The sequence below is a fragment of the Enterobacter cloacae complex sp. P27C genome (assembly GCF_014895705.1).
Lineage (GTDB): Bacteria > Pseudomonadota > Gammaproteobacteria > Enterobacterales > Enterobacteriaceae > Enterobacter > Enterobacter bugandensis.
Genome location: NZ_JADBQB010000004.1, coordinates 267805 through 294433, shown reverse-complemented (window position 1 = coordinate 294433; position 26629 = coordinate 267805). Strand labels below are relative to the sequence as shown.

The 26629-nt window shown below is 55.7% G+C and carries 28 protein-coding genes; 22 read left to right on the top strand and 6 right to left on the bottom strand.

From position 1 onward, the window contains the following. Positions 1 to 41 precede the first annotated feature (41 nt). Entirely contained in the window at positions 42 to 311 is a 270-nt protein-coding gene (locus IM291_RS10090) for a DUF1435 domain-containing protein (protein ID WP_192986795.1), read from the bottom strand. A 216-nt stretch (positions 312 to 527) separates the two neighbouring features. On the opposite strand from IM291_RS10090, the gene IM291_RS10085 reads away from it, so the two are divergent. Further along, on the top strand, positions 528 to 1592 hold the full coding sequence (locus IM291_RS10085; RefSeq protein ID WP_192986793.1) for a GGDEF domain-containing protein: 1065 nt from the start codon (positions 528 to 530) through the stop codon (positions 1590 to 1592). A gap of 94 nt (positions 1593 to 1686) precedes the next feature. Continuing rightward, positions 1687 to 2475: a siderophore-iron reductase FhuF gene (gene fhuF / locus IM291_RS10080; protein ID WP_028015426.1), complete on the top strand. Its 789-nt coding sequence runs from the start codon at positions 1687 to 1689 to the stop codon at positions 2473 to 2475. A 96-nt stretch (positions 2476 to 2571) separates the two neighbouring features. On the opposite strand, the gene IM291_RS10075 is transcribed toward fhuF, so the two are convergent. Further along, entirely contained in the window at positions 2572 to 3918 is a 1347-nt protein-coding gene (locus tag IM291_RS10075) for a PTS sugar transporter subunit IIC (RefSeq protein WP_028015425.1), read from the bottom strand. Between the two features lie 328 nt (positions 3919 to 4246). Here IM291_RS10075 and IM291_RS10070 point away from each other — a divergent pair, with 328 nt between their 5' ends. Further along, the gene (locus IM291_RS10070; RefSeq protein WP_150144800.1) at positions 4247 to 4705 is read left to right on the top strand and encodes a YbaK/EbsC family protein; all 459 of its coding nucleotides are present in this window, start codon (positions 4247 to 4249) and stop codon (positions 4703 to 4705) included. A 40-nt stretch (positions 4706 to 4745) separates the two neighbouring features. Here the strand turns inward: IM291_RS10070 and bglJ are convergent, their stop codons facing one another. Both bglJ and IM291_RS10060 read right to left on the bottom strand, forming a co-directional pair. Further along, positions 4746 to 5381, bottom strand: coding sequence for a DNA-binding transcriptional activator BglJ (gene bglJ, locus IM291_RS10065; RefSeq protein WP_136343988.1), 636 nt, complete (start codon positions 5379 to 5381; stop codon positions 4746 to 4748). Further along, positions 5378 to 6115, bottom strand: coding sequence for a LuxR C-terminal-related transcriptional regulator (locus IM291_RS10060; RefSeq protein ID WP_041911300.1), 738 nt, complete (start codon positions 6113 to 6115; stop codon positions 5378 to 5380). Before IM291_RS10060 ends, bglJ begins: the two co-directional genes overlap by 4 nt. Positions 6116 to 6523: 408 nt before the next feature. On the opposite strand from IM291_RS10060, the gene IM291_RS10055 reads away from it, so the two are divergent. The 17 genes from IM291_RS10055 (at position 6524) to IM291_RS09975 (ending at position 21336) form a co-directional block, all read left to right on the top strand. Next, entirely contained in the window at positions 6524 to 7300 is a 777-nt protein-coding gene (locus tag IM291_RS10055; RefSeq protein WP_192971579.1) for a threonine/serine exporter ThrE family protein, read from the top strand. Further along, positions 7291 to 7764, top strand: a complete 474-nt coding sequence (locus tag IM291_RS10050) for a threonine/serine exporter (RefSeq protein WP_041911301.1) — start codon at positions 7291 to 7293, stop codon at positions 7762 to 7764. Before IM291_RS10055 ends, IM291_RS10050 begins: the two co-directional genes overlap by 10 nt. 67 nt (positions 7765 to 7831) lie before the next feature. Continuing rightward, entirely contained in the window at positions 7832 to 8473 is a 642-nt protein-coding gene (locus IM291_RS10045) for a TetR family transcriptional regulator (protein WP_028015420.1), read from the top strand. Positions 8474 to 8514: 41 nt separating this feature from the next. Further along, positions 8515 to 8967: a MarR family winged helix-turn-helix transcriptional regulator gene (locus IM291_RS10040; protein WP_028015419.1), complete on the top strand. Its 453-nt coding sequence runs from the start codon at positions 8515 to 8517 to the stop codon at positions 8965 to 8967. An 84-nt stretch (positions 8968 to 9051) separates the two neighbouring features. Further along, positions 9052 to 9480, top strand: a complete 429-nt coding sequence (locus tag IM291_RS10035) for an organic hydroperoxide resistance protein (RefSeq protein ID WP_013095463.1) — start codon at positions 9052 to 9054, stop codon at positions 9478 to 9480. Positions 9481 to 9627: 147 nt separating this feature from the next. Continuing rightward, entirely contained in the window at positions 9628 to 10173 is a 546-nt protein-coding gene (gene dnaT, locus IM291_RS10030) for a primosomal protein DnaT (protein WP_028015418.1), read from the top strand. Beyond that, positions 10170 to 10907, top strand: a complete 738-nt coding sequence (gene dnaC, locus IM291_RS10025; RefSeq protein ID WP_045259520.1) for a DNA replication protein DnaC — start codon at positions 10170 to 10172, stop codon at positions 10905 to 10907. Before dnaT ends, dnaC begins: the two co-directional genes overlap by 4 nt. Positions 10908 to 10991: 84 nt before the next feature. After that, positions 10992 to 11474 (top strand): DUF2501 domain-containing protein, encoded by a 483-nt coding sequence (locus tag IM291_RS10020; protein WP_192986791.1) that lies wholly within the window; start codon positions 10992 to 10994, stop codon positions 11472 to 11474. A 268-nt stretch (positions 11475 to 11742) separates the two neighbouring features. Further along, positions 11743 to 14034, top strand: coding sequence for a phosphatidylglycerol--membrane-oligosaccharide glycerophosphotransferase (opgB, locus tag IM291_RS10015; protein WP_192986789.1), 2292 nt, complete (start codon positions 11743 to 11745; stop codon positions 14032 to 14034). 180 nt (positions 14035 to 14214) lie between these two features. Then, entirely contained in the window at positions 14215 to 14853 is a 639-nt protein-coding gene (locus IM291_RS10010) for an EAL domain-containing protein (protein WP_028015414.1), read from the top strand. 178 nt (positions 14854 to 15031) lie between these two features. Continuing rightward, positions 15032 to 15526, top strand: a complete 495-nt coding sequence (locus IM291_RS10005; RefSeq protein WP_028015413.1) for a spore coat protein U domain-containing protein — start codon at positions 15032 to 15034, stop codon at positions 15524 to 15526. Positions 15527 to 15528: 2 nt separating this feature from the next. Further along, complete coding sequence (locus IM291_RS10000) at positions 15529 to 16305, top strand: molecular chaperone (RefSeq protein WP_192986788.1); 777 nt, start codon at positions 15529 to 15531, stop codon at positions 16303 to 16305. Further along, positions 16226 to 18514, top strand: a complete 2289-nt coding sequence (locus tag IM291_RS09995; RefSeq protein WP_226840326.1) for a fimbria/pilus outer membrane usher protein — start codon at positions 16226 to 16228, stop codon at positions 18512 to 18514. The genes IM291_RS10000 and IM291_RS09995 overlap by 80 nt, the downstream gene beginning before the upstream one ends. Next, the gene (locus IM291_RS09990) at positions 18505 to 19461 is read left to right on the top strand and encodes a spore coat U domain-containing protein (RefSeq protein WP_192986786.1); all 957 of its coding nucleotides are present in this window, start codon (positions 18505 to 18507) and stop codon (positions 19459 to 19461) included. The genes IM291_RS09995 and IM291_RS09990 overlap by 10 nt, the downstream gene beginning before the upstream one ends. A 123-nt stretch (positions 19462 to 19584) precedes the next feature. Continuing rightward, positions 19585 to 20325 carry a winged helix-turn-helix domain-containing protein gene (locus tag IM291_RS09985; protein ID WP_028015409.1) on the top strand — a complete coding sequence of 247 codons (741 nt, stop codon included), beginning with the start codon at positions 19585 to 19587 and terminating at the stop codon, positions 20323 to 20325. A gap of 1 nt (position 20326) precedes the next feature. Continuing rightward, a complete protein-coding gene (locus IM291_RS09980) occupies positions 20327 to 20800 on the top strand; it encodes a FidL-like protein (RefSeq protein WP_192986784.1) in 474 nt (157 codons plus the stop codon). Between the two features lie 29 nt (positions 20801 to 20829). Then, positions 20830 to 21336, top strand: coding sequence for a GNAT family N-acetyltransferase (locus IM291_RS09975; RefSeq protein WP_192986782.1), 507 nt, complete (start codon positions 20830 to 20832; stop codon positions 21334 to 21336). A gap of 92 nt (positions 21337 to 21428) precedes the next feature. Here IM291_RS09975 and tsr read toward each other — a convergent pair whose 3' ends face one another. Beyond that, positions 21429 to 23093, bottom strand: a complete 1665-nt coding sequence (gene tsr / locus IM291_RS09970) for a methyl-accepting chemotaxis protein (RefSeq protein WP_045259638.1) — start codon at positions 23091 to 23093, stop codon at positions 21429 to 21431. A gap of 83 nt (positions 23094 to 23176) precedes the next feature. Then, entirely contained in the window at positions 23177 to 23617 is a 441-nt protein-coding gene (gene hpaR / locus IM291_RS09965) for a homoprotocatechuate degradation operon regulator HpaR (protein WP_023334396.1), read from the bottom strand. Positions 23618 to 23888: 271 nt separating this feature from the next. Between hpaR and hpaG the strand changes: the two genes are divergently transcribed. Together hpaG and hpaE are read left to right on the top strand one after the other, a co-directional pair. After that, positions 23889 to 25166 carry a 4-hydroxyphenylacetate degradation bifunctional isomerase/decarboxylase gene (hpaG, locus tag IM291_RS09960; protein ID WP_048999310.1) on the top strand — a complete coding sequence of 426 codons (1278 nt, stop codon included), beginning with the start codon at positions 23889 to 23891 and terminating at the stop codon, positions 25164 to 25166. Further along, entirely contained in the window at positions 25163 to 26629 is a 1467-nt protein-coding gene (gene hpaE, locus IM291_RS09955; protein ID WP_192986780.1) for a 5-carboxymethyl-2-hydroxymuconate semialdehyde dehydrogenase, read from the top strand. The genes hpaG and hpaE overlap by 4 nt, the downstream gene beginning before the upstream one ends.

The window sequence follows — 26629 nt, the reverse complement described above, 5'->3', positions numbered from 1 at the left end:
ATTATCTTATATCCCTTCTGTAATACCTCTTATTTTCCCTGTTATTTCAAACTCATCATTATCACCAGAATTGCGCTGACTAATGCGACGCATGATGGCAGTAACACATAATGGCGTAGGTGCTTGTGCCAGATCATGCCTGACGTCATCAGCAGCCCTGCCACAATGATGGCCTTCCAGCTTTCGATGGAGAGATCGGCAAACATCAAACCGACAAGGATTACGCCCGGCAGCAATACTCCCCATGCACTTCCCAGCGCCCTGTTCAACATACATCGCCCTTTCATAACGATAATGATAAACAATATCATATGATAAAAATTATCATTTGTCAGCGCAGTGAAGCAAAAAAAATCGCCCTTTCTCCTTATGTAGAATGACAGAAATTTCCTAAGGTGATAAATTGCTCACCTGTTAACTACACATAAACTTTTTCTTATAATTACGCTTTGAGTTTTTTGCATAATTAAGTGCGAAACCACACCTATTCATCTGTTTTAATTAAGTTTTAATAAAAACGCACGACTATGACATCACAATCCTGGCGGTCTTTGGTTCAAAGAAAATATCAATTATCGTTACGTTTATTTTTATTTCTGAACGCAACGTCAGCCGTGTTCTCGGTAACAAACCCGCTCTATTCTGTACGCGTGTTTTCTGCCCCTCTGATTGCTATTTTCGCGATCAGTACTGGCCTGTTCGTCTGGCACTGGAAAAAGCGCGCGCGGAAGATAAATATTCCTGCCGTTTCAGCAATCTTTGGTATTTTGTGGGCCTGGCAAATAGATTCGAAATTTTCGCTAATTACCCATGACCAGGCGATGTATTTGTTAATAGCTTTACTCACGGTGCTTTTTATCGGAACGCTGGCCTTCGCCAGTAATATCAAAGCATTTACGCTGCACTCGCTTCCCGCCTTTATTGTCTGCCTGTGGTTAAGTGACCAGGATATATGGCTAAGAATGTCCTATTCTTTCGCACTTCCTGTGGTGGCTATTGCTATTCATAACATTTTGCAACGGCGCAACGATCGCTTCGCCCAGGAGCTGCTCTCTCGCCTGTTGGAAGAACGGGAAACTCTGACCGATCTCAGTATGATGGACCCGCTAACCGGGCTCTATAATCGTCGCGGCCTGCAGAGCCGTCTGGAGAATCTGCCGGCGGTAGAAAACGGCGAACATTTTGTTCTTTTGATGGATATCGACCACTTCAAAGCCTATAACGACCATTATGGCCATATGATGGGTGACCAGGCGCTGAAGCGCGTCTCTGCGGCAATTCGTGATGCCGTCAGATCGCGCGATATTGTGGCGCGTTTCGGTGGGGAAGAGTTCATGGTGCTGCTGACGAATATTTCACTTGAACACGCCCGCCATACGGCAGAGCGGATCCGTCAGAAAGTCTATGATTTGAAAATCCCCCATCTGTTCAACGAAAGCGTCGCCACCAATGTCACCATCAGCATCGGTATTGCCATTTTCGAAAACGAGGACGTGGAAAGCGCTCTGGAGAGAGCGGACAGAGCCCTCTATGAAGCAAAGCATTTAGGTCGCAATAACATTCTGCTGAGTGAAGAGCTACAAACCGCTTAAGCGCGTCTTCGGTTAATCAGGACAAAAGTCTTGCCATTGGTATGAGCAATAGTTAGGATTGGCAATCATTATCATTTAGATTTCTATCTCAACTATGGCTACGCATACCGCACACATCGTTGAACCACTCCTCTGGCGAGCGCCCCTCACCAGCGGGAATGCGTCGCTTGCGGATGCCATACGGGACAAGATTGCTAAGACGCGCGCCCACCTGCTGGACTTTATCAGGCTTGATGAAGCGCCCCCGCACCACGCCATGACGCTCGCTGAGTGGCAGCAGCCCTCTACGCTGCAGTCGCTGCTTGCAACCTATTCCGACCATATCTATCGCAATCAGCCGACCCTAACACGGGAAAATAAACCTCTGCTTTCCCTGTGGGCACAGTGGTATATCGGGCTGATGGTTCCCCCACTCATGCTGGCGGTATTAACCCAAAAGAGCATGCTGGCGCTCTCCCCGGATCATTTTCACGTCGAGTTCCACGAAACTGGCCGAGCAGCCTGCTTCTGGATTGACCTGCACGAAGATCGCGGCGCAGAGCAGTTCTCTGCTCAGGAACGTCTGGAACAGCTTGTCATCCAGGCCCTGATCCCAGTGGTAGAGGCACTTGAAGCAACGGGCGAGATCAACGGGAAGCTTATCTGGAGTAATACCGGGTATTTAATTCACTGGTATTTAACAGAAATGAAGCCGCTGCTTGGCGATGAGAAAGTGGAGGCCCTGCGCCAGTCCTGCTTCTTTGCCAAACAGCTTTCCGATGGTCGCGATAATCCGTTATTCCGTACCGTTGTGCTCCGTGACGGGCTTCTGGTACGCCGTACCTGCTGCCAGCGCTATCGCCTGCCGGACGTTAAGCAGTGCGGGGATTGCACGCTGAAGTAGTGCAGTGAATTGCCCGGTGACGCTTCGCTTACCGGGCCTACAAAAACCTCGACTCGTAGGCCGGGTAAGGCGCAGCCACCACCCGGCACAACGTCTTTAAGCCACCTGCTGATTGTCCTCTTCCCCATTACGCTGTGCTTCTTCCGCTTCCTGCTCCAGCAGCTGCTTCTCGTACACTTTGAAGAACGGGTAGTAGATGATTGCCGACACGCAGGCCAGAACCACAACCAGGATAGCCGCGCGGAAATCCCAGCCCAGAGCCCATGCTGCGCCTATCGGCGCCGGTGCCGTCCAGGGAACAACTGAAATAACACGACCAATCAGATCAAACGTCATCGCCGCCCAGGCCAGCACGGCGTTAACCATCGGGGCTAGCAGGAACGGAATAAAGAACACCGGGTTCATTACAATCGGCGTACCGAAGATAACGGGTTCGTTGATGTTGAAGAAGCTGGGCACCACGCTCAATCGGCCAATAGAGCGTAAATGCGCTGAACGGCTGCGCAGATAGCAAATCACCAGACCCATCGTCGCACCCGACCCGCCAATCACGATGAAGAACGTCCAGAAGGCTTCCATAAAAATATGTGGCAGAGGATGGCCGGCAGCCAGCGCGGTCTGGTTCGCTCCGAGGTTAGTCAGCCAGAACATCTGCAGCATCCCGGAAACAATAGCCGCCCCGTGGATCCCGGCGAACCACAGCAGGTGGCCAATCAACACCGCCAGCAGGATCGCGGGCAGTGAATCCGCCGCGGAAACCAGAGGTTTGAAGATGGACATAATTGCCTGCGGGATCAGCATGTCAAACTGAGACTGAATCACCAGGCTCAGCGGATAAAGCGTTAACACCACCACCAGCACCGGGATCAGCAGATCAAAGGAGTTTTTGATCATCGGCGGCACCTGGTCCGGCAGGCGAATACCGATGTTATGCGCCTTCAGGAAACGCATCATTTCAACGCAGTAAATCGCCACCAGGATGGCGGTAAAAATACCCGTTCCACCCAGGCTGTCGACGGGAAGCGTGCCTTTGGTTTTCGGGGCGGCAACCAGCAGAAAAGCCATCAGCGACAGCATGGCGCACATGAACGGATCCAGCTGGTGCGTTTTGACATAATGTTTGCCAAGGTTATAGGCGATGGCCGCGCAGATATAAATGGACATAATGCCCATCGTCATATCAAACGGCGTCAGGATCTGGCCTTCAAACTGCTTCGCCATATCCAGCCAGGCGCGCGCGAAACCCCAGGTGGTATCAGGCGAAAACGGTGGGTAAGCAAACACTAATAAAAATGAACCCACAATCATGAACGGCATCGCGGAGATGAACCCATCACGAATAGCCATGACATGACGCTGGGACGAGATCCGCCCGGCGATCGGGCTCACGTAATTTTCAACGAAACGGAATATCAGATTAAACGCAGCATGGTTGGCAGACATGGTTGATCTCCTGTCAGACGTTTATTACAGGCGCGCTCGCGCCGCACGTTGTTCCATAAATCAGCTTCACAACCTTGCTGGCTTGCGTACCAGCGGTACTGCTCAGACGAAATGGTTTCATAATTGGCTCTTATTATTGGATACAGGGGACGTTACATACTCAGTATTAATCTACGCATCACGCTCTGCAACCGGTTACTGTAACCGGTTTCTGTGATTGTGAAGAGGATCCAGAAATCAGCCATCCTGGATATTTGTTACTTAAGAGATATTTACAGAGCATAAATTCTTATGACAGATTACGCAGGATATTTGTCAGGAGGAAACAATGAGTTTGCAGTCCGTACAGCAGTTTTTTGCCGACAACGCGCCGGAAATAGAGGTAATAGAACTTAACCAGAGTACGGCTACCGTTGCGCTGGCTGCTGCCGCCCACCGTGTAGAGCCGGGACAAATCGCCAAAACCCTATCGTTGAAGGTTAAAAATGAGGTGATTCTGGTGGTGGCGAAGGGTGATGCGCGTCTGGATAACAAAAAACTGAAAGACACGTTTGGCGCGAAAGCACGCATGCTCAGCAGTGATGAAGTGGTTACCGTGACGGGTCATCCCGTTGGTGGCGTCTGCCCGTTTGGGCTTGAAAACCCACTTGCGGTTTACTGCGATATCTCTTTAAAACAATACGCTGAAGTGCTCCCCGCCGCTGGCGCTATCCATAGTGCCGTACGTATTTCTCCGGACAGAATGGCAGAGCTGACTTCAGCAAAGTGGGTTGATGTGTGCATCTGAATGACGCGCCAGAGCACATCTGGCGCGCAAAAGGCACAAGTTACAAAAATGTCGGTTTGCTTAGCCCCACAGTTCGCGGTTCTCTAACCGGAAGATGGGTAAGAATATCCGCTGCATCAAGCAATCCTACGTCAGAATTCACCCCTAGCTTCACCATCGCATTAAACTTATGCGCGCGAATAGTCTTGATATTGCGTTCAAGCTGCGCCGCGATTTCGGGAATGGAATATCCGCATGACATATAACGTAAAATTGCTCTTTCCGTTGGGCTTAACATCCGGTTCTGACTGCAGTACCAGTGGTTAAGCATATTGTCATTAATGCGCAGCGTTTCGCTCAACAATACCACTAACTCCTTCAGCAGGTGTTCAAGGGTCACCGATTTACTGACCACACCGTGAAGACGTGAAGGCGAAAGATGGCTAATCAATCTCGCCTCCATCTCATCCGAGACCAGGATAATGCGCTGAATAAGGCTATGCGTAAACGCGAGATCCCGCAGATGCGCCAGGCAGTTACGTCGTTCTTCTCGCGCATCGGAAAGCGAATAGATCAGCGAGAAAAAATTCACGTGTTGCAGTGCTTTCTTAAAGCCATCAAAATCATTAAACAGGTGCAGTTGATATTGGCTGAGTTCAGGCTGCGTAAAAAGATGCTGCAGCCCGACCGCACTCATCGAGCAATTTTCGATGATGGCGATATGTCTTGTTGAATCGGTTTTTTCCATTCCTCGAACTCTCCATAGGCTGACATTAAACTCAGCTCTCTCATTCCCTGTGTACTGTTGATCCAGGCGTACATATCGGCATTACTCCGCAATGAGAGCCTTCGCATCGCACTGTTTTTCTGCGCACTGATCGTCTTATTGCTCTTTTTAAGCAACGTAGCGATTTGGTTAATCCCCCACCCTTTGCCTAACAGGCGAAGCACCTTACGTTCTGAGTGCGTGAGCGCAATAAAGTGTTCGTCGTCATCCTCACTTTCCTCAGGTTCTGGGGTTAATAACGTCTGGCTTATCCGTTCTGCGCGTTCACTCCCTGCCCGGATAGCGTTAACGACACCTTCGATAGGTTCCATATCAGAAAGCAGCGTGCTTTCCGGCCGCATAAGCAGCTCAACGGCAATAGGGTAAAACGGCCGGGAGACCAAAAAGATCCAGTGGATTTCCCGGTACTGGTTCAGTAAGCGGTAATACTCTTCGAGCGTACCCCGTGGGTTCCTGTATTCGCCTGAAACGTCGGCGATAATCACATCTGCGCGGCGCAACTGAAGCAGGGTTAACTCCTGCAGTGAGCGGCAGTAGGTCAATTCAAAATCGGGGAAATGACGTGCCATCACGTCCCCTAACCCATTCTGCATGACGGGTATCCGGCTAATGACAACGCCATGCTTACCAGGCAACGACAACATAGACCCTCCGTGTCCATTTTCCTTCGGTGCGTCATGTAAAACGCACCAAGGTATAAATATTTTCTTCCCTGAGTATAAAAAGATTAATACAAGCAGAATATGAGATATGTTCTTAGTTTAGGAAATGCCTAAAACAGCGCTAATATCTCACAAAGCGCAAATCAATTTAATTGTGCAGACATTAAAATAACAACAAAATAAAATTAGAATTTCTAAATACAAATATTTTATTATTTCAAATTAATAATTCAGCGTATTAATAAATTAATCCTGTAAGTCGTCGTGACGAGGGGGGGAACTGTTTGCATAAACCTTGATCTGACCCACAGCAAGAGCCACTGCACTTTGTGCTAAAAGTAGGCATTACGGGCCAACCGGCAACTATTCACCTTATCTTCGGGATAATACATGCAGGCAGATCGGTCAACGCAGCGTTCTATCACGCGGCTCTGTATTCAGTGCGGTCTTTTTCTGCTCCAGCACGGCGCGGAAAGCGCGCTGGTCGAGGAGCTTTCAACCCGGCTGGGGCTGGCGCTGGGGATGGACAGCGTTGAGAGCGCTATCTCGTCCAACGCCATTGTGCTGACCACCATTAAAGACGGGCAGTGTCTTACGTCCACCCGTAAAAACCACGACCGCGGCATTAATATGCACGTTGTAACCGAGGTCCAGCACATCGTCATCCTGGCTGAGCATAAGCTTCTCGATCTCAAGGAGATTGAAAAACGTTTTAACCAAATCAAGCCATTACGTTATCCACGCTGGCTGGTCGTGCTCATGGTGGGGCTGTCATGCGCCTGTTTTTGTAAGCTCAATAAAGGTGGCTGGGACGGCGCGATCGTCACCTTTTTCGCCAGCAGCATCGCCATGTACGTGCGCCAGCTGCTGACGCACCGGCAGCTGCACCCGCAAATTAACTTCTGCATTACCGCGTTTGTTGCCACTACGGTGTCTGGCCTGCTGCTGCGCCTGCCGCAGTTTGCCGCTACCCCGACGATTGCGATGGCCGCCAGCGTGCTTCTGCTGGTGCCGGGCTTCCCGCTGATTAACGCCGTTGCCGACATGTTTAAAGGGCACATCAATACCGGGCTGGCACGCTGGGCTATCGCCAGCCTGCTGACGCTGGCGACCTGCATCGGCGTGGTGATGGCGATGACGCTATGGGGGTTACGAGGATGGGCGTGATAGATTTTCTGCTGGCGTTGGCACAGGACATGGCCCTGGCGGCCATTCCTGCCGTCGGCTTTGCGATGGTATTTAACGTTCCGCAACGCGCTCTGCCGTGGTGTGCGCTGCTGGGCGCAATTGGCCACGGCTCGCGAATGGTGATGATGACGGCGGGCTTTAACATCGAATGGTCGACGTTTATCGCCTCTATGCTGGTCGGCAGCATCGGTATTCAGTGGTCGCGCTGGTATCTGGCGCATCCGAAAGTGTTCACCGTCGCCGCCGTTATCCCGATGTTCCCCGGCATATCTGCCTATACGGCGATGATTTCCGCGGTGAAAATCAGCCATTTTGGCTACACCGAGCCGCAGATGATCCTTCTCCTGAGCAACTTTCTTAAGGCGTCCTCCATCGTCGGTGCGCTCTCTATCGGGCTGTCGATACCCGGGCTATGGCTCTACCGCAAACGCCCGCGCGTTTGATATTTGTGTTATTTCGCTGCCGTGGAGATAATCTTTCTGGTCCGTTTGGTAAAAATAAGGAAAGGATGTGGCTAACTCTGGCAGCGAACACCCCGATCACAGTGAAGAATCGAGCCTGAAAGAGAAAATTTTTCAGAGCGCTATCGCGCTGTTTGCCGAATTTGGACTGAACGGCGCCCGCATGGAGCAGATCGCGGAGAAAGCAGGTACCACCAAACGCATGGTCGTTTACCATTTTAAAAACAAAGAAAATCTCTACCTGCTCGTCCTGGAGTACGTTTACACCCAAATTCGCGCCAGTGAAAAGGCGCTTAGCCTGGCGGATATGCCTCCCGTCGAAGCGCTGGTCCATCTGGTTGAAGCCACCTTTGACTATCATGCCGACCATCCGGATTACATCCGCATTATCTGTATGGAAAACATGCAGCGCGGCCGTTTTATGCAGCAGTCAAACTATCTGCGGCAGGTCAACCGCAGCGCGCTCGACCTGCTGGAAGGCATCCTGCGCCGGGGCAAAGAAAAACAGCTTTTCAGCCAGACGGTTGACGCCCGCGACCTTCACCGTCTGATCAGCAGCTTCAGCTTTCACTACGTTGCCAACAGCTACACCTTCACCCTGCTGTTTGAAGAGGGTGCAGACGAGCAGGCCCAGCGCCAGCACTACCGTAAAATGGCCGTTCAGGTGGCGCTGCGTTATACTTGCCCCTAAAATTGCTTGCAATTAAATCGTGCACAATCTATATTCATTTCATGAACGCAAAAACGAACGACACGACCGCTGCGCTCCTGCTGGATAACCAGCTCTGTTTTGCCCTCTACTCGGCAAATCTGGCGCTTAATAAGCTGTACCGGCAACTGCTGGCGCCGCTAAACCTGACTTACCCGCAATATCTGGTGATGCTGGTGCTGTGGGAGCAGGATGACGTGACGGTGTCGGACATCGGTGAACGGCTGTTCCTTGACTCCGCAACGCTGACGCCGCTTCTGAAGCGTCTGGAAAGCGCAGGGCTAATCAACCGCCACCGTTCGCGTAAAGATGAACGTCAGGTCGCCGTCACGCTGACTGAAGCCGGACGTGAACTTCAGCAGCAGGCACTGGGTATCCCACACGCGGTGGGGTGCGCCGCACAGTGTGATACCGACACCATGCTGGCGCTCAAGCAGCAGCTGGAACTTTTGCGACAACAGATTCAACGCGCGTAAGGCTATACTTTATGCGTTTTTATTTATCCACATATATCGCACGCTATTTAATAGCACATACAATAGTAAGATGAGGAACCTGCCATGTCTTTAGAAAAAGTTGTTTATACCGCCAAAGCAAAAGCAACCGGGGGCCGTGACGGCCGCGCGACCTCTTCCGATGGAGTTCTGGACGTTAAACTGGGCGTGCCCAAAGAGATGGGCGGTATGGGTGGAGAAGTCACGAACCCTGAGCAGCTGTTTGCTGCGGGTTACTCTGCCTGCTTCCTGGGCGCGATGAAGTTTGTGGCGGCTCGCGACAAATTTACCCTGCCAAAAGAGGCGTTTATTGAAGGCGAAGTGGGTATCGGCCCGCTGCCGACCGGTTTTGGTATCGAAGCAAAACTGAATATCCACGTTGAAGGGATGGATCCTGCTGAAGCCAAAAAGCTGGTCGATGCGGCGCATATCGTTTGCCCGTACTCTAACGCGACCCGCGGCAACATCGACGTGACCCTGAATATCATCGCGTGATAACTGCCTGATGGCGCTGCGCTTTTCAGGCCTACGACCGTAGCCCTGGTAAGCGCAGCGCCACCGGGGAAATCCCCTCCATCCCCTTCCCTCTCTGTGCTACCATAAGCCCATATCACGCCCGTAGTAATCAGTTGAGTAAGCGTTATGTCCTCCAGAATTCTGACCACCAGCATTGCTGGCATTGATGCCTTTATGCGCGACCCACGCGGTGTGTTAACCCACGCCGAAGGCGGCACGGTTGCGGTTTTTGCCGACAACGCGCCGGCGTTTTACGCAATCACGCCGGAACGTCTGGCGCAGCTTCTGGAGATCGAAGCGCAGATGTCACGTCCGGCAAGCGACGTCACGCTGGATAACCAGTTTTTTGAAGAACCGGTTAATACCCCGCTAACCGTTCCGATGGGCAAATTTGTCCTCTACGCGGGCTGGCAGCCTGACGCAGATTTTCAGCGGCAGGCAGCATTGTGGGGCATTGCGTTAACTCAGCCAGCCACCGCGGAAGAGCTCGCCGCGTTTATCGCCTGGTGGCAGGCGGAAGGCAAAGTGTTCACCCACATTCAGTGGCAGCAAAAGCTCGCGCGTCATCTTCAAATTACCCGCGCCAGTAACAATGGCCAGCCTAAGCGCGATATCAACACGTTTTCAGAACCGGATAAACAGATCCCGAGTGGATTCCGAGGTGCGAAATGAAGAACGTCGGCGACCTGATGAAACGTCTGCAAAAAATGATGCCAGCCAACGTGAAGCCCGCCTTCACCACGGGTGAAGAGCTGCTGGCGTGGCAAAAGGAGCAAGGTAAAATTCGTGCCGCCGCGCTCGCCCGCGAAAACCGGGCGATGAAAATGCAGCGCACCTTTAACCGCTCCGGTATTCGCCCCCTGCACCAGAACTGCTCGTTCGATAATTATAAAGTTGAGACCACCGGGCAGATGAACGCGCTCGCCGCCGCGCGTCAGTACGTGGATGAATTTGACGGCAATATCGCCAGCTTCATTTTTAGCGGCAAGCCGGGCACAGGCAAAAACCATCTTGCTGCCGCCATCTGCAACGAACTGCTTCTGCGCGGCAAATCGGTCCTCATCATCACCGTGGCCGATATTATGTCCGCCATGAAAGACACCTTCAGCAACCGTGAAACCAGCGAAGAGCAGCTGCTTAACGATCTGAGCAATGTCGATCTACTGGTCATCGACGAGATTGGCGTGCAGACGGAATCCCGTTATGAAAAGGTCATCATCAACCAGATAGTCGATCGCCGCTCTTCGTCCAAACGTCCCACCGGCATGCTGACGAACCACAACATTGACGAGATGACCCGCTTACTGGGCGAACGCGTCATGGACCGCATGAAGCTTGGCAACAGTCTGTATGTCATCTTCGACTGGGACAGTTACCGCAGCCGCGTCACCGGCAAAGAGTATTAAGACAGTTCCAGGAATCGCCAGCAGGGCGCAGGTATATACTGGAACCCCTTCCGGCCCAAAACGGACCTTTTTGAGAAAGCCATTATGAAAAAACAGATTCTTATCAGCACCTTTTTAGGCGCGCTGCTGATTACCGGCGCAGCACAAGCGGCTTCGTGGCAGGAGTCCCTGTCAAGCGCCGCGAATGAGCTGACCAAAGAGAGCAGCAGCGCCCAGGGCGGGCTCTCGGCCTCTTCTCTCACCACTCTGCTGAGCAACAGTTCCCAGAGCCTGAGCGCGGGCACGATGAACAACGCGGCGGGGATTCTGGAATATTGCGCTAAGCAAAAGCTGGCCTCGGTGACCGACGCGCAAAACGTGAAAAACCAGGTGCTGGGTAAACTGGGTCTCGACACGCAGGAGCAAAAAGCGGATACCAGCTATATGGACGGCATTCAGGGCCTGCTCAACGCGCAAAACGGCCAACAGCTGAATCTGAGCACCCTCGGCAACTCCGCCCTGGCAAAACAGGTGAAAACCAAAGCCTGCAATCTGGTGCTGAAACAAGGCGTTAATTTCATCTCCTGATCCACCCCATTTTCTGCCACAACACGCCGCGTTTAATGCGATAGGCTTGCATCGCGGCGTTAAACGAGCGTTTTTCCTACCTGCCACCGTCTCAGCGTCCGTTTGTCAGGATGCGACCATCTTCATAAAAACGATTTTATAAACCAAATCCTAACAACAGCACACTTTCGTGACACTAAAATTGCAGCTAAACGACATCGCCATTACATTGTCTTACCAAAAATAAACAGTTAGCCAGCGAAGCACCTGGCGTCATGAGGATATGCTGTTGTCAGAATTCATCTCTCTTATCCTTTTTCTGGCTTCCGTCGGCGTTTATGCCTGGAAAGCCGGCCGTAACACCTGGTGGTTTATCGCCACGCTGGTGGTGCTCGGCATTTTTATCGTTTTAAACATTACCTTATACGCCAGCGATTACTTCACCGGCGACGGCATTAACGATGCTGTACTCTACACCCTGACGAACAGCCTGACGGGCGCGGGAGTAGGTAAATATATCCTTCCGGGGCTGGGACTGATCGTGGCGCTGGTGACGATTTTCGGCGCGCTCGCCTGGGTGCTGCGCCGCCGTCGCCATCTTCCTCACCATCATGGCTACAGCCTGCTGGCGCTTTTCCTGGCGCTGGCCTCCGTCGACGCCAGCCCCGCGTTTCATCAGATCACCGAGCTTGTAAAATCCCAGTCGCGCGACGGCGATCCGGACTTCGTGGCTTACTATAAAGAGCCGTCGAAAACGATCGCCAACCCGAAGCTCAATCTGGTCTACATCTACGGTGAAAGCCTGGAGCGCACCTACTTTGATAACGATGCGTTTCCGAACCTCACGCCGGAACTGGGCGCGCTGAAAAACGAAGGTCTCGATTTCAGCCACACCGTGCAGTTACCCGGCACGGATTACACTATCGCCGGGATGGTGGCCTCCCAGTGCGGTATCCCGCTGTTCGCACCTTTTGAAGGCAACGCCTCCGCCTCGATGTCGACGTTCTTCCCGCAGAATATTTGCCTGGGCGATATACTGAAAAACTCCGGCTATGAAAACTACTTTATGCAGGGAGCAAACCTGCGCTTTGCCGGAAAAGATGTGTTCCTGAAATCCCACGGTTTTGACCACCTGTATGGCTCAGAAGAGTTAAAAACGACGGTTGCCGATCCCACCTACCGCAACGACTGGGGCTTCTATGACGATACGGTGCTGGACGAAACCTGGAAGAAATTCGAGGAACTTTCCCGCGCCGGGAAGCGTTTTTCTCTCTTTGCGCTGACGGTAGATACGCACCATCCGGACGGGTTCGTCTCCCGCACCTGTAAGCGAAAAAGCTATGACGTGGACGGCAAAAATAACAAGTCTTTCAGCGCCGTGACCTGTAGCCAGGAGCACATCGCCGCGCTGGTCGAGAAAATCAAAGCCTCACCCTGGTTTAAAAACACCGTCATCGTCGTATCGTCTGACCATCTGGCAATGAAAAACAGCGCGTGGGACCAGCTCAGCAAGCAGGATCGCAGCAACCTGTTCTTCGTGCTGCGCGGCGACCAGCCGCAGCAGGAGTTAATCGCCACCAAACGCAACTCCATGGATAACGGCGCAACCGTGCTGGACATTCTGGGGGGCGACAACTTTATTGGCCTCGGGCGCAGCACGCTGTCGGGGCAATCCCTGTCGGAAGTGTTCCTCAACATGAAGGAAAAAATCCTCGCCTGGAAGCCCGACATCATCCGCCTGTGGAATTTCCCGAAAGAGATGAAAGACTTCACCGTCGATCGGGATAAAAACACCGTTGCCTTCTCCGGCAGCAATTTCCGCCTGCCGCTGCTGGTGCGCGTGTCGGATAGTCGCGTCGAACCGCTGCCGGAAAGCGAGTATTCCGCGCCGCTGCGCTTCCAGCTGGCCGATTTCGCCCCTCGCGATAACTTCGTCTGGATTGACCGGTGTTACAAAATGGGTCAGCTCTGGTCGCAGCCGCTGGCGCTCTCTACGGACTGGTGCGTCTCTCAGGGCCAGCTTGGCGGGGAGCAAACCGTGCAGCATGTCGACAAAGCCCAGTGGAAAGGCAAAACCGCCTTTAAAGATACGGTGATTGATACGGCTCGCTATCAGCACAACATCGACATGCTGAAAATCGTCGACAACGACATCCGCTATAAAGCGGACAGCTTTATCTTTAACGTGGCCGGCGCGCCCGAAGAGGTGAAGCAGTTTAGCGGCATCTCCCGTCCGGAGTCGTGGGGACGCTGGTCAAACGCGCAGCTGGGCAACGAGGTGAAAATTGAGTACACCCATCCGCTGCCGGAACAATTTGATCTGGTGATTACGGCCAGGGCTTATGGACCCAATGCCAACAAGCCCGTCCCCGTTCGCGTGGGAGATCGGGAGCAGACGTTAACGCTTGGAAACGACGTGAGCACGCACACGCTGCACTTTGAGAATCCTTCGCGCAGTAATACCCTGGTGATCGTACCGCCGGACCCGCAGTCCACGAATGAAGGGAATATCCTTGGGCACTCACCCCGCGAGCTTGGAATCGGCATGGTCGAAATCAAAATCGTCAGCAAGGCGGGTTAAGACGCGTCGCGCCCGGCGTTCTGCCGGGCGCTTATGAAAATAAATAATCCTATAATATTCTTATAAATTAGATTAAAACACTATATATTAGCCATTTTTATCTATAAATATCCCGCCAAAATCCAGACCCGTAAAATTCCAAGCTCCTGAAATCACCACGGAGCGTTACGCACGTTTATCATGCTAACCGGCTATAAGTTCGAATCCATCCGGGCACTGCGCAGTGAAAATGTGATTGCCTGGGAGGTATTGTCCACGGCAAAGCCCAACGTCAATCTTGAAGATTACTTTGGCTCGCTGTCGGCGACGCAGCGTAAAGCGCACTTCTTTGCGCAGCTTCGTCACGCCATGTTTTGCAAGGATGGCGACAAGTATTACCTCAATGCAACATCGGATTTACTGCTGGAAACGGACTTCCTCGACAGGCTAAAAGAAGAAACCCCGTGCCCGGAGAAACTTGCTATCGAGATCACCGATCTCCATACGATGGTCCAACTCGACGATACGCAAAGCCAGGCGCTGAGGAAATGCATCGCGACGCTCCATCAGTGGGGGATAGAAGTGTGGGCAGACGATGTCTGCGAAGACCTACTTCCCGACCTGCTGACCAGCCAGATCCGCTTCTGCGGCATCAAAATTGACAAACATACCTTCTGGAACGGACGGACCGAGCAGGCGAAGTTTCTGCATCTCACCCGCGAGTGCAAGCGCGTCGCCAGCAAGGTGCTGATCGAAGGCATCGAAACCGCGGGTGATTTCGCGCTGGCCTGCGCGAGCGCGGCCGATTACGGCCAGGGCTATCTGTGGGGGAGAAAATGACCCCTTTCATTTTGAATGCTGGCGATCGGGTCATCGTTCTGCGCGGCAACGCCTGCTTATGGCCTTGCCCCACCTTTTGCTGCCATACCCTGGCAGAATGCCATCAAAAACGCTGCCTGCTGGACGCTCAGTCATTCGCTTTGTAATTGCACTGTTACTCACGTCAGGAAATAAGATCATGAAAATTATTCCCACCGCTGTATGTTGTTCCGCTCTCCTGCTTCCTGCTGCTGCGATCGCCGCAGACAGTACCGCAAGCGCGACGATGCACGTATCACTTGAGGTCGTGAAGTCGTGCACCCTCAAAGCCAACGACCTCAACTTCTCGCGTCACGGCTCCGATGAGTCGAGCGAAATCCTGGCCAAAACGCAGGTCGATATCGTCTGTACCAACGGCACGCCGTTCACCCTCACCGCCACCAGCCCCGACGGCGAAAGCGGCACCTTCTGGCTGAAGCCGGAAAACGGCGAAACCGGGGCGCAGAAGATTGCGTGGAAACTCTTTGCTGACGAAGGCAAACAGAAGCAAATCAACGAGACGACTGGTCTGGACGATACCGGCAACGGTGCGGAACAGGAAGAAACGCTGTATGGCGTCATTGACGCCGGGGCGCTGACAACCGCCCAGGCAGGGAACTACAGCGACGATATCACGTTAAAACTGGAGTACTGATCGTGCGTCGCTACCTTCCCTGCTTCATTTTGTGGCTCATGATGCTGGCGCTGCTGTCGCGCTACGCGCTGGCCGCCACGCTTCAGGTGGCCCCGGTAACGCTCGATCTGCAGAGCGACCAGCGGGCAGCGGCGGTCTATCTCACAAACAGTGGGAAAGCGGCCATCAATGCGCAGATTCGGGTATACGAATGGACGCAAAAAAAGGGTAAAGATGTGCTGGTGTCCACCGGGGAGGTGGTCACCAGCCCGGCGATGACTTCACTGGCGCCGGGCCAGCAGCAGCTGGTGCGCATTATCGTCATGCAGCCCGGCATCCGTGCGCAGGAGCAAAGTTACCGGCTGGTTATTGACGAACTGCCGGACGCCGCGTCCCGTGCCGCCAACCCCTCCGCGGTACACTTCCTGCTGCGCTACTCGATTCCGGTGTTTATTGCCGGGAGCCAGAGCGCGCCCGTCAGCCACGATGCCCTGAGCTGTGAGCAGGCAGACATACCGGCCACTCTCCGCTGCTTTAACGCCGGAAACCGCCACATCCGCCTGAGCCACCTTGAGGCCCTGACGGCCGATGGGAAGGTTGTCGGGTCGATTAAAGGCCTGGCGGGCTATGTGCTCCCGGGACAAACCGCCCTTTTATCGCTCAAGCAGCCCACACGTCACGCGCTCAGCTCGCTGCGCGTCTATCTTAATGATGACCATCATGCCAGCCAGATACCCCTGCGCCCGCTCGCTTCTCGCGCTCCTGTTTTGGCTACCGCTCATGCTGTCAGCCCGGACTGAGCCCGCCGACACCGTGCAATGGCTGGCCATTACCGTGAACCACGCCCCGCGAGGCGAGCTATGGGCCTGCCGGGTGGTGGATAATGCGCTATGGATAAGCCGCAGCGACATGAAAAAGCTGGGGCTTCACGCCCCGGACGATCGCGCAGAGTGGGTTGAGCTGACCTCCCTGCCGGGCCTGAACGTCAATCTCGACGTGCTGTCCCAGCAGGTGTCGATTACCGCAGAGGCAGACGCGCTCGAGGGCCAGCAGCATCTGACCGTCTCAAGGCCCACGCCGATGTACCGCTATCCTGATGCGCAGCCCGTCAACGCCTATACGCTCGGATATGCGCTCTACGCCAGCGACGTGCAAGGGAAGCGCCAGCTTAACGCCCAGACCATTCTGACCGCGTCCGGTGGGCTACCCGGAACGTTCAGCAGCAGTTTTTCAAGCCATGTCGGGGAGGAAAACAGCGCCGGTCGACCGACCCATACGCGTCTCGAAACCCGCTGGCAGTGGGACAACACCGACTCGCTGACCACGCTGGCGCTGGGCGACAGCGTCACCACCGGCACCGGCTGGAGCCGACAGGTACGCTTTGGCGGGCTGCACTGGGCACGTAACTTTGAGCTCAATCCCCAGCTCAATACCGAACCGCGCAGCCGCTACAGCGACACGGCCGTGCTGCCTTCCACGGTCGATTTGTATATCGACGGCCTTAAGCAGAGCAGCCAGCGCGTCACGCCGGGAGACTTTCTACTGGATACCCTGCCCTCCTTCACCGGAAGCGGACAGGCGGAGGTGGTCATTACCGATATCAACGGCCAGCGTCGCACCGTACAGCTCGATCTCTACGGCGCGCCGGGCATGCTGGCGGAAGGGTTCAGCAGCGGTTCGCTGGACATCGGCTGGATGCGCGAAAACTACGCCCTGCGCTCCGACGACTATGCCGCCTCGCCGCTGCTGGACGCGGGCTGGCGCTATGGGGTGAATAATAGCCTGACGCTGGCGCTGCATACGGAACAGCAGCGCAGGCTGCGCAACGTGGGTATGGGCACTGACTGGCTGGTCTCTCCCGCCTTGGGGGTGGTCAGCCAGCACGTTGCCGTGAGCGACAGCCCTTACGGGCAGGGCGTTCAGTGGGGCCTTGGCTGGCAGTGGAACGGCAGGGGAACGAGCATTTCTGCCAGCACCGTCCGTACCGAGGCGGATTTCGCCGACAACGCCCGCATGAGCGGTGCCGCGCCCGTCAGACGCAGCGACAGCGTTTGGGTAAGCCAGTCCATCCCCCACTTCGGTACCGTGGGCGCGGGCTGGGTACAGCAGAACATTCAGGGCAGCACAGAGCGTTACCTCAACGCCTCCTGGTCGGTATCGCTGCCGGCACACATCTCCACCACGCTGAGCTACACCCGCTCGTTTACGGACGCGTCGAGCCACGTTCAGTTGCTGCTTTCCGTCCCATTGGGTCGCGAGGACACGCTCTCCGCTCAGGTCAGCCGGGATACGCCGCGCATGGATTACCGCCACCAGCCGGACGATGAGGCCGGCGGCTGGTCATGGGAGCTGGGCCAGGGCTTCGGCGAACGACGTGAAAGATATGCGGACCTCGGCTACCTGGGCCGAGCGGGCGAATGGCACGTTGGGCTGCAGCAAGGTGCCAACCAGGGCAACCAGTACGCCTCCGCCGAAGGCAGCCTGACGCTGCTGGACGGCAGCCTGTACCCGCTGCGCTACATCCAGCAGGGCATGGCGCTGGTGTCCACCCACGGCATTGGGCACGTACCGGTAATGCTGGAAAACCGCCCGGCCGGTGAAACGGATGAAGACGGTTATCTCCTGCTGACCGACCTGCCGCGCTACCACAACAGCAAAGTCAGCATTAACCCGCTCGATCTGCCCGCCGATGTGATCGCCCCTGTTACCGACATGCATGCCAGACCGGGCAACAGCAGCGCGGTGAAAGTCGAGTTTAACGTCCATCACGCCGTCACGGTTCAGGCCCGGCTGGTCGACAGCCGCCGCAGGCCGCTCCCGCTGGGCAGCATCGTGTCAACGCCGCAGGGTGCCACCATCGTAGGACGCGACGGCTTTATCTGGCTTGAAGATCCGCCCCTGCCGGGCGAACTGGTGGTGAAGACCGGTGAGGGAGAGTGCCGGGTCACGCTTCCGGCGCCCCGTACCGCGTCATCTATACAGAATATCGGAGAACAACTGTGTCATTAAGAGCGCCGTTATTATTGCTGCTCGTCCTGTCCGTGAAGGCGATGGCGGCAGCCTGCTGGATAACCTCCATGCCCGCCATTAACTTTGGCAACGTCGTGGCGGGCAATACCACCTCCGTCAACACCGAGGTCAAATTTAGCTGCCAGGCCGACAACGAGGGCAGGACGGAATATATTAACGTCTGCCTGAGCAGCGTAGACGCCCCGCCCTTTGAGATGATCTCCCAGGGAGATCAGGAGGGGAAACAGTACACCCTTCTCTTCCGCCTGCTTAACGGCGCAGCGCGCTCTCAGGAGCTGGGGCCTGTCAGCAACGGGAACCTGATTCAGCAGACCCTCGCCGCGGAAAGCAATGCCAACGTCAGCGGTACCTTTCCGCTTATCGCTACCATTCCGCCAGGGCAAAGCCAGCTTCCGGCCTATCACTATTACAACTACAACATGAATCTGCGCATCGCCTGGCACAGCGCCCTGCGCCAGGACGCGCTGCAAAACTGCTCGGACGGTTCCGCAGAGGGGGAGCAGGTGCAGGGCGGCACCAGCGCTCAGGCCGAAATCAGCCAGGGGTGCTACATCGAGCGCGTGACGCCGCTTAACTTCGGCACGCTGACCAGCACCGCTACCCTGAGCCCGACGCGATCCTCCGCCACCCTCACCACGCGCTGTCCGGCCGGAACCGCGTTCACCCTTGCCATGGGAAAAGGCAACCATGCCAGCGGTAACCAGCGGCAGCTCTGCAACAGCGAGGGTCATTGCCTGCGCTACGGTCTCTGGCAGGATGAGGTGGCCACGCAACGCTGGGGAGATCAAAGCAGCGGCGATGCGCTGCAGGTCACCAACCCTGCAGGCGGCACCCAGAACTACACCGTTTACGGCGAGGTCCCTGCACAGCCGCTAACCGGTACCGGGGAGTTTATTGATGACGTGATTATCACGCTGACTTATTAAATCACCCAAAAACCTGTCTGGATCAATGTTATCGGTAACAGTGGCATTAAAATAGCCAGCAATGCAGCCTTGAGGGCGTAAGCCTTTTTTCATTCATTATCTCTGTTTCTATTACAACAACTTATGAAATACCTGCTTGCTGACGCCATCGTCTATAACGACGAGGACGGCTCTGTTTCTCTTATCAATGCGCCGGATGAGGATGCGCAGCTCCTCACCTGCACGGCCAATACCATCATGAGGCTGCTGGTTCAGCATCATGGGAACGTGGTCGAACGGGAAACCTTTCTCCAGGAAGTCTGGGATCGTCGAGGGCTCCAGGGGTCTAACAACTCCTTAAACCAGTACATCAGCATTCTGCGCAAGATGCTGGCGACCCTGCTTCCCGACGCGCTGTTTATCGTTACCGTACCGAAAACGGGCTTTATGCTCAGCGCAGACGTCACCGTCACTCCGCTGGAGGAGGCCCCCCCGATCGCCAAAACGGTGAAACCTGCATGGCGCGTTCGCCCGGAATGGCTGTTCTGCGGCGCGCTCACGCTGGTCGTCGTTGCGCTAAGCATCTGGATCGCGCTCATCAAGCCAGACGCACCGCAGCGGGAGATCCATCTGCTGACGCATATCGGCACCTGTCCGGTTTACACCTTTACGCCGCTGGCGGACGTGTTTCACGGGAAGGCGATTACGCTCGCGCAAACGCTTCAAAAGGACGGTCACCTTCCGTGCCTGAAAAATTCGATTTTCTACATGCACATTCAGAGAACGCTTTTCTACGGCCACGAAGGGCGGCTGGTGCTCTCCCAATGCTCCCTCACGCGGGGTAAAGCCAGCGCCTGTCGTACGCTTTACTATTACGAGTGGTGATATGAGACAGAAAAAAGTTTGGCTAATCCTGATCCTCAACCTGCTGCTGCTGGGCACAGCGCTGGCGTGGTATTTTCACACGCCTCCGCTGTCGGTAGCCTGCGACGGAAACCTGACGTTTACCGACGAGCGCGACAGCCACAATTTCACCTTTGACGGTGAGGTCATTATGCGCTTTCACCCCGACAAAACGGGGTACATCACGGTTAACGGCAACGTGGTGAATGCCCCGCGCAGCTGGGAGGTTTCCCGCCAGGAGATGTTTAAATGGCGTCACGTGGAGGACGAACTGTATGAGATCATCATTCAAAAAGTGGAGCGTTTTAGCCATGACGCGATGCCGCCCGGGGTCTTTGAAAAATACGTTGCCGGCCTGACGCTGGGCAATAAAAGGCTTCTGACGATAGAGCGCACGCCGGAAGACGCGCTGGTGATCAGCAATTTTTATTCGCCGGTGCTGATCTGCTCGGAATAATGTCGACGGGTCAGGCTATACTTGCCGCCATGACTATTCGCATTCGCCCCACCACCCTCAGCGACGTTGCCGCCCTGTCCGCCATTGAACGCGCGGCGGCCGGGCGATTCCGCGACATCCCGGAACTCGCCTGGCTTGCCGACGGCGAGGTCATTCCCGCTGAGCAACACCTCGACTATGCCGAACGCGGGCTCAGCTGGCTGGCGCTGGCAAACGACCAGCCCGTTGGGTTTGTCCTTGCCGAAGCCCATCCGTCATCACTGTTTATTGTCGAACTCTCGGTTGATCTGAACTGGCAGGGAAAAGGGATTGGCAGACAGCTCATCGCCTGCGTGGCAGATTGCGCCCGTAAAAGGGGGCTGACCGCGCTGACGCTGACGACGTTCCGGGACGTACCGTGGAATGCGCCCTTCTATGCGCGGCTGGGGTTTGAAATGATGACGAGGCTGACGCCTGAATTGCGTGAAAAACGCGAAGAAGAGACGGCGCACGGTTTAGCGTATGACTCCCGCTGCGCCATGCGCCTGCCTCTGTAATATCGCCCGGTGGCGCTGCGCTTACCGGGCCTACAAAACCCTGAACAGTGGGCCGGGTAAGGCGCAGCCGCCACCCGGCACAACGCACGGCGTTAGAACGTTTCCCAGTTATCACCTGCATCGGCAGTCGCGGTTTTACGCGTCATTACCGGTGCGGCAACGGCTTTCGCCGAAGCGAACTCGCGCGCCTTCATCTGCTCTTGCTGAATGCGGAACACTGCCACGGCCTGCGTCAGACGGCTCGCCTGCTCTTCCAGCGCCGCCGCCGCTGCGGCTGACTCTTCTACCAGCGAGGCGTTCTGCTGGGTCACGCGGTCCATCTCTGCCACCGCCAGGCCCACCTGGTCGATACCGCGGCTCTGCTCGTCGGACGCAGAGGCAATCTCGCCCATGATATCGGTCACGCGGGTCACCGCGTTCACGATCTCACCCATGGTTTCACCGGCGCTTTCCACCAGCGTTGAACCCACTTCCACGCGTCCCACGGAGTCTTCAATCAGGCTCTTGATCTCACGTGCTGCCTGAGCGCTGCGCTGGGCCAGGTTACGCACTTCCCCTGCCACCACCGCAAATCCACGGCCCTGTTCGCCCGCACGCGCCGCTTCTACCGCCGCGTTCAGCGCCAGGATGTTGGTCTGGAAGGCAATGCCGTCGATCACGCTGATGATATCGGCAATTTTCTGCGAACTGCCCGCGATGTCACGCATGGTTTGCACCACGTTGTCCACCACCTTGCCGCCCTTCTGCGCGGTTTCAGACGCGCTTAGCGCCAGGTGGCTCGCCTGACGGGCGTTCTCGGCGTTCTGCTTAACGGTCGCCGTCAGCTGCTCCATGCTGGCAGCGGTCTCTTCCAGGGAAGCGGCCTGCTGTTCAGTACGGGAAGAGAGGTCGTTATTGCCCATCGCGATTTCGCTCGCGCCGCTATAGATAGCGTTCGCGCCGTTACGCACGTCGCCCACGGTACGCACCAGTTCGCCCTGCATATGACGCAGCGAGTCGGCCAGTTCGCCCATCTCGTTAGAGCCTTCCACGTCGATGCGCTTCACCAGGTCGCCGCTGGCGATGTGGCGGATATTGTCAATGAGACGCGTCAGCGGAGAGATCAGCGCCTGCTTGATACCCAGCCAGACGGCCACGATCACCACCAGCACGGCAACCAGCACGCTGATCAGCACCCAGATAGCCTGAGTGTAAGAGCTGTTGCTGTCTTCAACCGCCATCTGGTACAGCTTGTCGTTCTGCTGCAGGTAGCTCACGTACTGCTTCTCGAATCCATCCTGGTAGCTCTGGGTCGGCTGGTCGAAGAAGGCGTTGATTTTGCCCGCCCCCAGCAGCTGAATTAGCTCAGCCAGCGCACCGTGGTAGATATCGTAGTTACGTTTAATTTCCAGCGCAGCGGCGTCGCTCTGACGCGGGTCGCGCGGCAGGGCTTCATAGTCAGCCCAGTTTTTTTCCGCCTGTTTCAGCGAGGCAGACGCAATCTGCATCAGATCGTTAACGGTCGCGCCGCTGCCGATATTGTTCTGATCCATCATGTAGCGGATGCCCGCGCGGTTCAGGGTATTACGGGTTTGCAGCAGCGCAACCCAGCTCCCGTTAAGGGTGGATTGTTGCTGACGAATGGTTTGCAGGACGGTGAAATTCTCTTTGTCATTCTTCAGAGCATTAAAGAAAAGACCACCGGATGTGAGTTGTAAAAGGCCAAATATCGCTAAAACCAGCATTAAGCTGGTGACAATCTTGATACGGTTTAACATGTTTTCTCTTTCCTCAGACAGATACAGAATTTTCGGCCTGGAAAGGGAAAACTTTACGAAAATCATCCTGGAATTTGTGGTTTTTACTCTTCTTCCCGCGCTGCGTTATGCCGGTTCCCGAGTTCAATAAACTCTTCCAGCAGCGCCGTCAGCTGCTTCATCTTCTCCGGGGTGTATTCCGCCTCAATCTGCTGATACGCCTCTTCCACCTGCGCCTGGGCGTGCTCGTACAGCGCATTTCCCTCTTTGGTCAGCGACACGTACAGCTTGCGCTGGTCGTTCACCGGCTTTAAGCGCAGCACCAGGCCGTCGCGCTCCATGCGCGTCAGAATGCCGGTCAGGCTCGGGCGCAGAATACAGGTGCGAAACGCCAGATCGTGAAAATCCATCGACGGATGTTCAGCCAGCACGCGTACGATGCGCCACTGCTGCTCGGTGAGGTTATGCCGCTTCACAATCGGACGGAAGTACGACATCGCCGCTTCCCGCGCCTGCAAAAGCGCGATGGTTAATGAATCATGCATAGCCTCTCCCCTTCACATCATTAACAAGTAAACGATTCATAAAAGATGTTTTTATAAACAACACGTTTCCTGCCAGAAAGTCTAACAGAAACCATTCTGTTTTATTAAGCAACTGATTTACATAGTATTAAAATCCATAATGTAAATTTATTGTTATTCATATCACAAATTCTTCACTTCTGATTGCGAAATAAACAGCAAAAGCATAAAACCAGATCATTAACATATTAATGAAATCATAACCCGGACCGTCGGGGTGAGGAGTAGGTGAATGAAAGGTACCGTATTTGCCGTCGCGCTGAACCACCAGAGTCAGCAAGAAGCCTGGGCTGAGGCGTTTGAAAAAGCCCCTTACAACACGCCGCCAAAAACGCCGGTGTGGTTTATCAAACCGCACAACACCGTGATTCGCGCGGGCGAGCCCATTCCTTTCCCGCAGGGGGAAACGGTGTTAAGCGGCGCGACGGTGGCGCTGGTTGTGGGTAAAACCGCCAGCAGGGTGCGCGTAGAGGACGCCGCGGCCTACATCGCGGGATACGCGCTGGCCAACGAAGTGAGCCTGCCGGAAGAGAGCTTCTACCGTCCGGCCATTAAGGCCAAATGCCGGGACGGCTTTTGCCCGCTTGGCGAGCTGGCCGCCGTTGATAACGTCGACAACCTGACCATCATCACCGAGATCAACGGCCGCGAAGCGGACCACTGGAACACCGCCGATCTGCAAAGCAGCGCCGCCGAACTGCTGAGCGCCCTGAGCGAATTCGCCACCCTCAAGCCCGGCGATGCGATCCTGCTCGGCACACCGCAAAGCCGCGTGGAGATCCGCCCGGGCGATCGCGTGCGGATTCTGGCGGAAGGTTTCCCGCCGCTGGAAAACCCGGTGGTGAACGAGCGCGACGTTGCCCTTTCCCACCGCACGCCTGAACACGCCACGCTGTTCGCCCTCGGTCTTAACTACGCCGATCATGCCAGCGAGCTGGACTTCAAGCCGCCCACCGAGCCGCTGGTGTTTATCAAGGCGCCGAACACCTTCAATGGCGACAACCAGACCTCGGTGCGCCCGAACAATATCGAATACATGCACTACGAGGCGGAGCTGGTGGTGGTTATCGGTAAAACCGCGCGTAAGGTGAGCGAAGCCGAGGCGATGGAGTATGTCGCAGGCTACACGGTCTGCAACGACTACGCCATCCGCGACTACCTGGAAAATTACTACCGCCCGAACCTGCGGGTCAAAAGCCGCGACGGATTAACCCCCATCAGCCCGAACATCGTGCCGAAAGAAGCCATTCCCGATCCGCATAACTTAACCCTGCGCACCTTCGTCAACGGCGAACTGCGTCAGGAAGGCACCACCGCCGATCTCATTTTCAGCATTCCTTACCTGATTGCGTATCTGAGCGATTTTATGACCCTACAGCCGGGCGACATGATCGCCACCGGCACGCCGAAGGGGCTGTCCGACGTGGTGCCGGGCGATGAAGTGGTGGTGGAAGTGGAAGGCGTGGGCCGCCTGGTGAACCGGATTGTCAGCGAGGAGACTGCAAAATGAAAAAGATTAACCACTGGATCAACGGTAAAAACGTCGCCGGAAGCGAGTACTTCCATACCACTAACCCGGCCTCCGGCGAGGTATTAGCGGAAGTCGCCTCCGGCGGTGAAGCGGAAATTCATCAGGCCGTTGCCGCCGCTAAAGAGGCGTTCCCGAAATGGGCCAACCTGCCGATGAAGGAGCGCGCGCGCCTGATGCGTCGCCTGGGGGATCTGATCGACCAGAACGTGCCCGAGATCGCCGCCATGGAAACCGCCGACACCGGCCTGCCGATCCACCAGACCAAAAATGTGCTCATCCCGCGCGCCTCGCACAACTTCGAGTTCTTCGCCGAAGTGTGCCAGCAGATGAACGGCAAAACCTACCCGGTCGACGACAAAATGCTCAACTACACCCTGGTGCAGCCGGTGGGCGTCTGCGCGCTGGTGTCGCCGTGGAACGTGCCGTTTATGACCGCCACCTGGAAGGTCGCGCCGTGCCTGGCGCTGGGCAACACCGCGGTGCTGAAGATGTCTGAACTCTCGCCGCTGACCGCCGACCGTCTGGGCGAGCTGGCGCTGGAGGCGGGCATTCCGGCGGGCGTGCTGAACGTGGTGCAGGGATACGGGGCGACGGCAGGCGACGCGCTGGTGCGCCACCACGACGTGCGCGCCGTCTCCTTCACCGGCGGCACCGCCACCGGGCGCAACATCATGAAAAACGCCGGGCTGAAGAAATATTCCATGGAGCTGGGCGGCAAATCCCCGGTGCTGATTTTTGAAGATGCGGACTTCGAACGCGCGCTGGACGCCGCGCTGTTCACCATCTTCTCCATCAACGGCGAGCGCTGCACCGCGGGCTCGCGCATCTTCATCCAGCAGAGCATCTACCCGGAGTTCGTCAAGCGCTTCGCCGAACGCGCCAATCGCCTTCGCGTGGGCGATCCGACCGATCCGAACACCCAGATTGGCGCGCTCATCAGCCAGCAGCACTGGGAGAAAGTCTCCGGCTATATCCGCCTCGGCATCGAGGAAGGCGCCACCCTGCTGGCGGGCGGCCCGGACAAACCGGTCGATCTGCCTGTACACCTGAAAGGCGGCAACTTCCTGCGCCCGACGGTGCTGGCGGACGTCGACAACCGCATGCGCGTGGCGCAGGAGGAGATCTTCGGGCCGGTGGCCTGCCTGCTGCCGTTTAAGGACGAGGCGGAAGGCCTGCGCCTGGCGAACGACGTGGAGTACGGCCTGGCGTCATACATCTGGACCCAGGACGTCAGCAAGGTGCTCCGTCTGGCGCGCAGCATTGAAGCGGGCATGGTGTTCGTCAACACCCAGAACGTGCGCGACCTGCGCCAGCCGTTTGGCGGCGTGAAGGCCTCCGGCACCGGCCGCGAGGGCGGCGAGTACAGCTTTGAAGTGTTCGCGGAGATGAAGAACGTCTGCATCTCCATGGGCGACCATCCGATTCCAAAATGGGGGATCTGA

Bases quoted from the DNA above. Each gene is read 5' to 3' on its own strand.
- IM291_RS10090 (WP_192986795.1), bottom strand. From the start codon at position 311: ATGATATTGTTTATCATTATCGTTATGAAAGGGCGATGTATGTTGAAC.
- IM291_RS10085 (WP_192986793.1), top strand. From the start codon at position 528: ATGACATCACAATCCTGGCGGTCTTTGGTTCAAAGAAAATATCAATTA.
- fhuF (WP_028015426.1), top strand. From the start codon at position 1,687: ATGGCTACGCATACCGCACACATCGTTGAACCACTCCTCTGGCGAGCG.
- IM291_RS10075 (WP_028015425.1), bottom strand. From the start codon at position 3,918: ATGTCTGCCAACCATGCTGCGTTTAATCTGATATTCCGTTTCGTTGAA.
- IM291_RS10070 (WP_150144800.1), top strand. From the start codon at position 4,247: ATGAGTTTGCAGTCCGTACAGCAGTTTTTTGCCGACAACGCGCCGGAA.
- bglJ (WP_136343988.1), bottom strand. From the start codon at position 5,381: ATGAGTGCGGTCGGGCTGCAGCATCTTTTTACGCAGCCTGAACTCAGC.
- IM291_RS10060 (WP_041911300.1), bottom strand. From the start codon at position 6,115: ATGTTGTCGTTGCCTGGTAAGCATGGCGTTGTCATTAGCCGGATACCC.
- IM291_RS10055 (WP_192971579.1), top strand. From the start codon at position 6,524: ATGCAGGCAGATCGGTCAACGCAGCGTTCTATCACGCGGCTCTGTATT.
- IM291_RS10050 (WP_041911301.1), top strand. From the start codon at position 7,291: ATGGGCGTGATAGATTTTCTGCTGGCGTTGGCACAGGACATGGCCCTG.
- IM291_RS10040 (WP_028015419.1), top strand. From the start codon at position 8,515: ATGAACGCAAAAACGAACGACACGACCGCTGCGCTCCTGCTGGATAAC.
- IM291_RS10035 (WP_013095463.1), top strand. From the start codon at position 9,052: ATGTCTTTAGAAAAAGTTGTTTATACCGCCAAAGCAAAAGCAACCGGG.
- dnaT (WP_028015418.1), top strand. From the start codon at position 9,628: ATGTCCTCCAGAATTCTGACCACCAGCATTGCTGGCATTGATGCCTTT.
- dnaC (WP_045259520.1), top strand. From the start codon at position 10,170: ATGAAGAACGTCGGCGACCTGATGAAACGTCTGCAAAAAATGATGCCA.
- IM291_RS10020 (WP_192986791.1), top strand. From the start codon at position 10,992: ATGAAAAAACAGATTCTTATCAGCACCTTTTTAGGCGCGCTGCTGATT.
- IM291_RS10010 (WP_028015414.1), top strand. From the start codon at position 14,215: ATGCTAACCGGCTATAAGTTCGAATCCATCCGGGCACTGCGCAGTGAA.
- IM291_RS10005 (WP_028015413.1), top strand. From the start codon at position 15,032: ATGAAAATTATTCCCACCGCTGTATGTTGTTCCGCTCTCCTGCTTCCT.
- IM291_RS09995 (WP_226840326.1), top strand. From the start codon at position 16,226: ATGCCAGCCAGATACCCCTGCGCCCGCTCGCTTCTCGCGCTCCTGTTT.
- IM291_RS09985 (WP_028015409.1), top strand. From the start codon at position 19,585: ATGAAATACCTGCTTGCTGACGCCATCGTCTATAACGACGAGGACGGC.
- IM291_RS09980 (WP_192986784.1), top strand. From the start codon at position 20,327: ATGAGACAGAAAAAAGTTTGGCTAATCCTGATCCTCAACCTGCTGCTG.
- IM291_RS09975 (WP_192986782.1), top strand. From the start codon at position 20,830: ATGACTATTCGCATTCGCCCCACCACCCTCAGCGACGTTGCCGCCCTG.
- tsr (WP_045259638.1), bottom strand. From the start codon at position 23,093: ATGTTAAACCGTATCAAGATTGTCACCAGCTTAATGCTGGTTTTAGCG.
- hpaR (WP_023334396.1), bottom strand. From the start codon at position 23,617: ATGCATGATTCATTAACCATCGCGCTTTTGCAGGCGCGGGAAGCGGCG.
- hpaG (WP_048999310.1), top strand. From the start codon at position 23,889: ATGAAAGGTACCGTATTTGCCGTCGCGCTGAACCACCAGAGTCAGCAA.
- hpaE (WP_192986780.1), top strand. From the start codon at position 25,163: ATGAAAAAGATTAACCACTGGATCAACGGTAAAAACGTCGCCGGAAGC.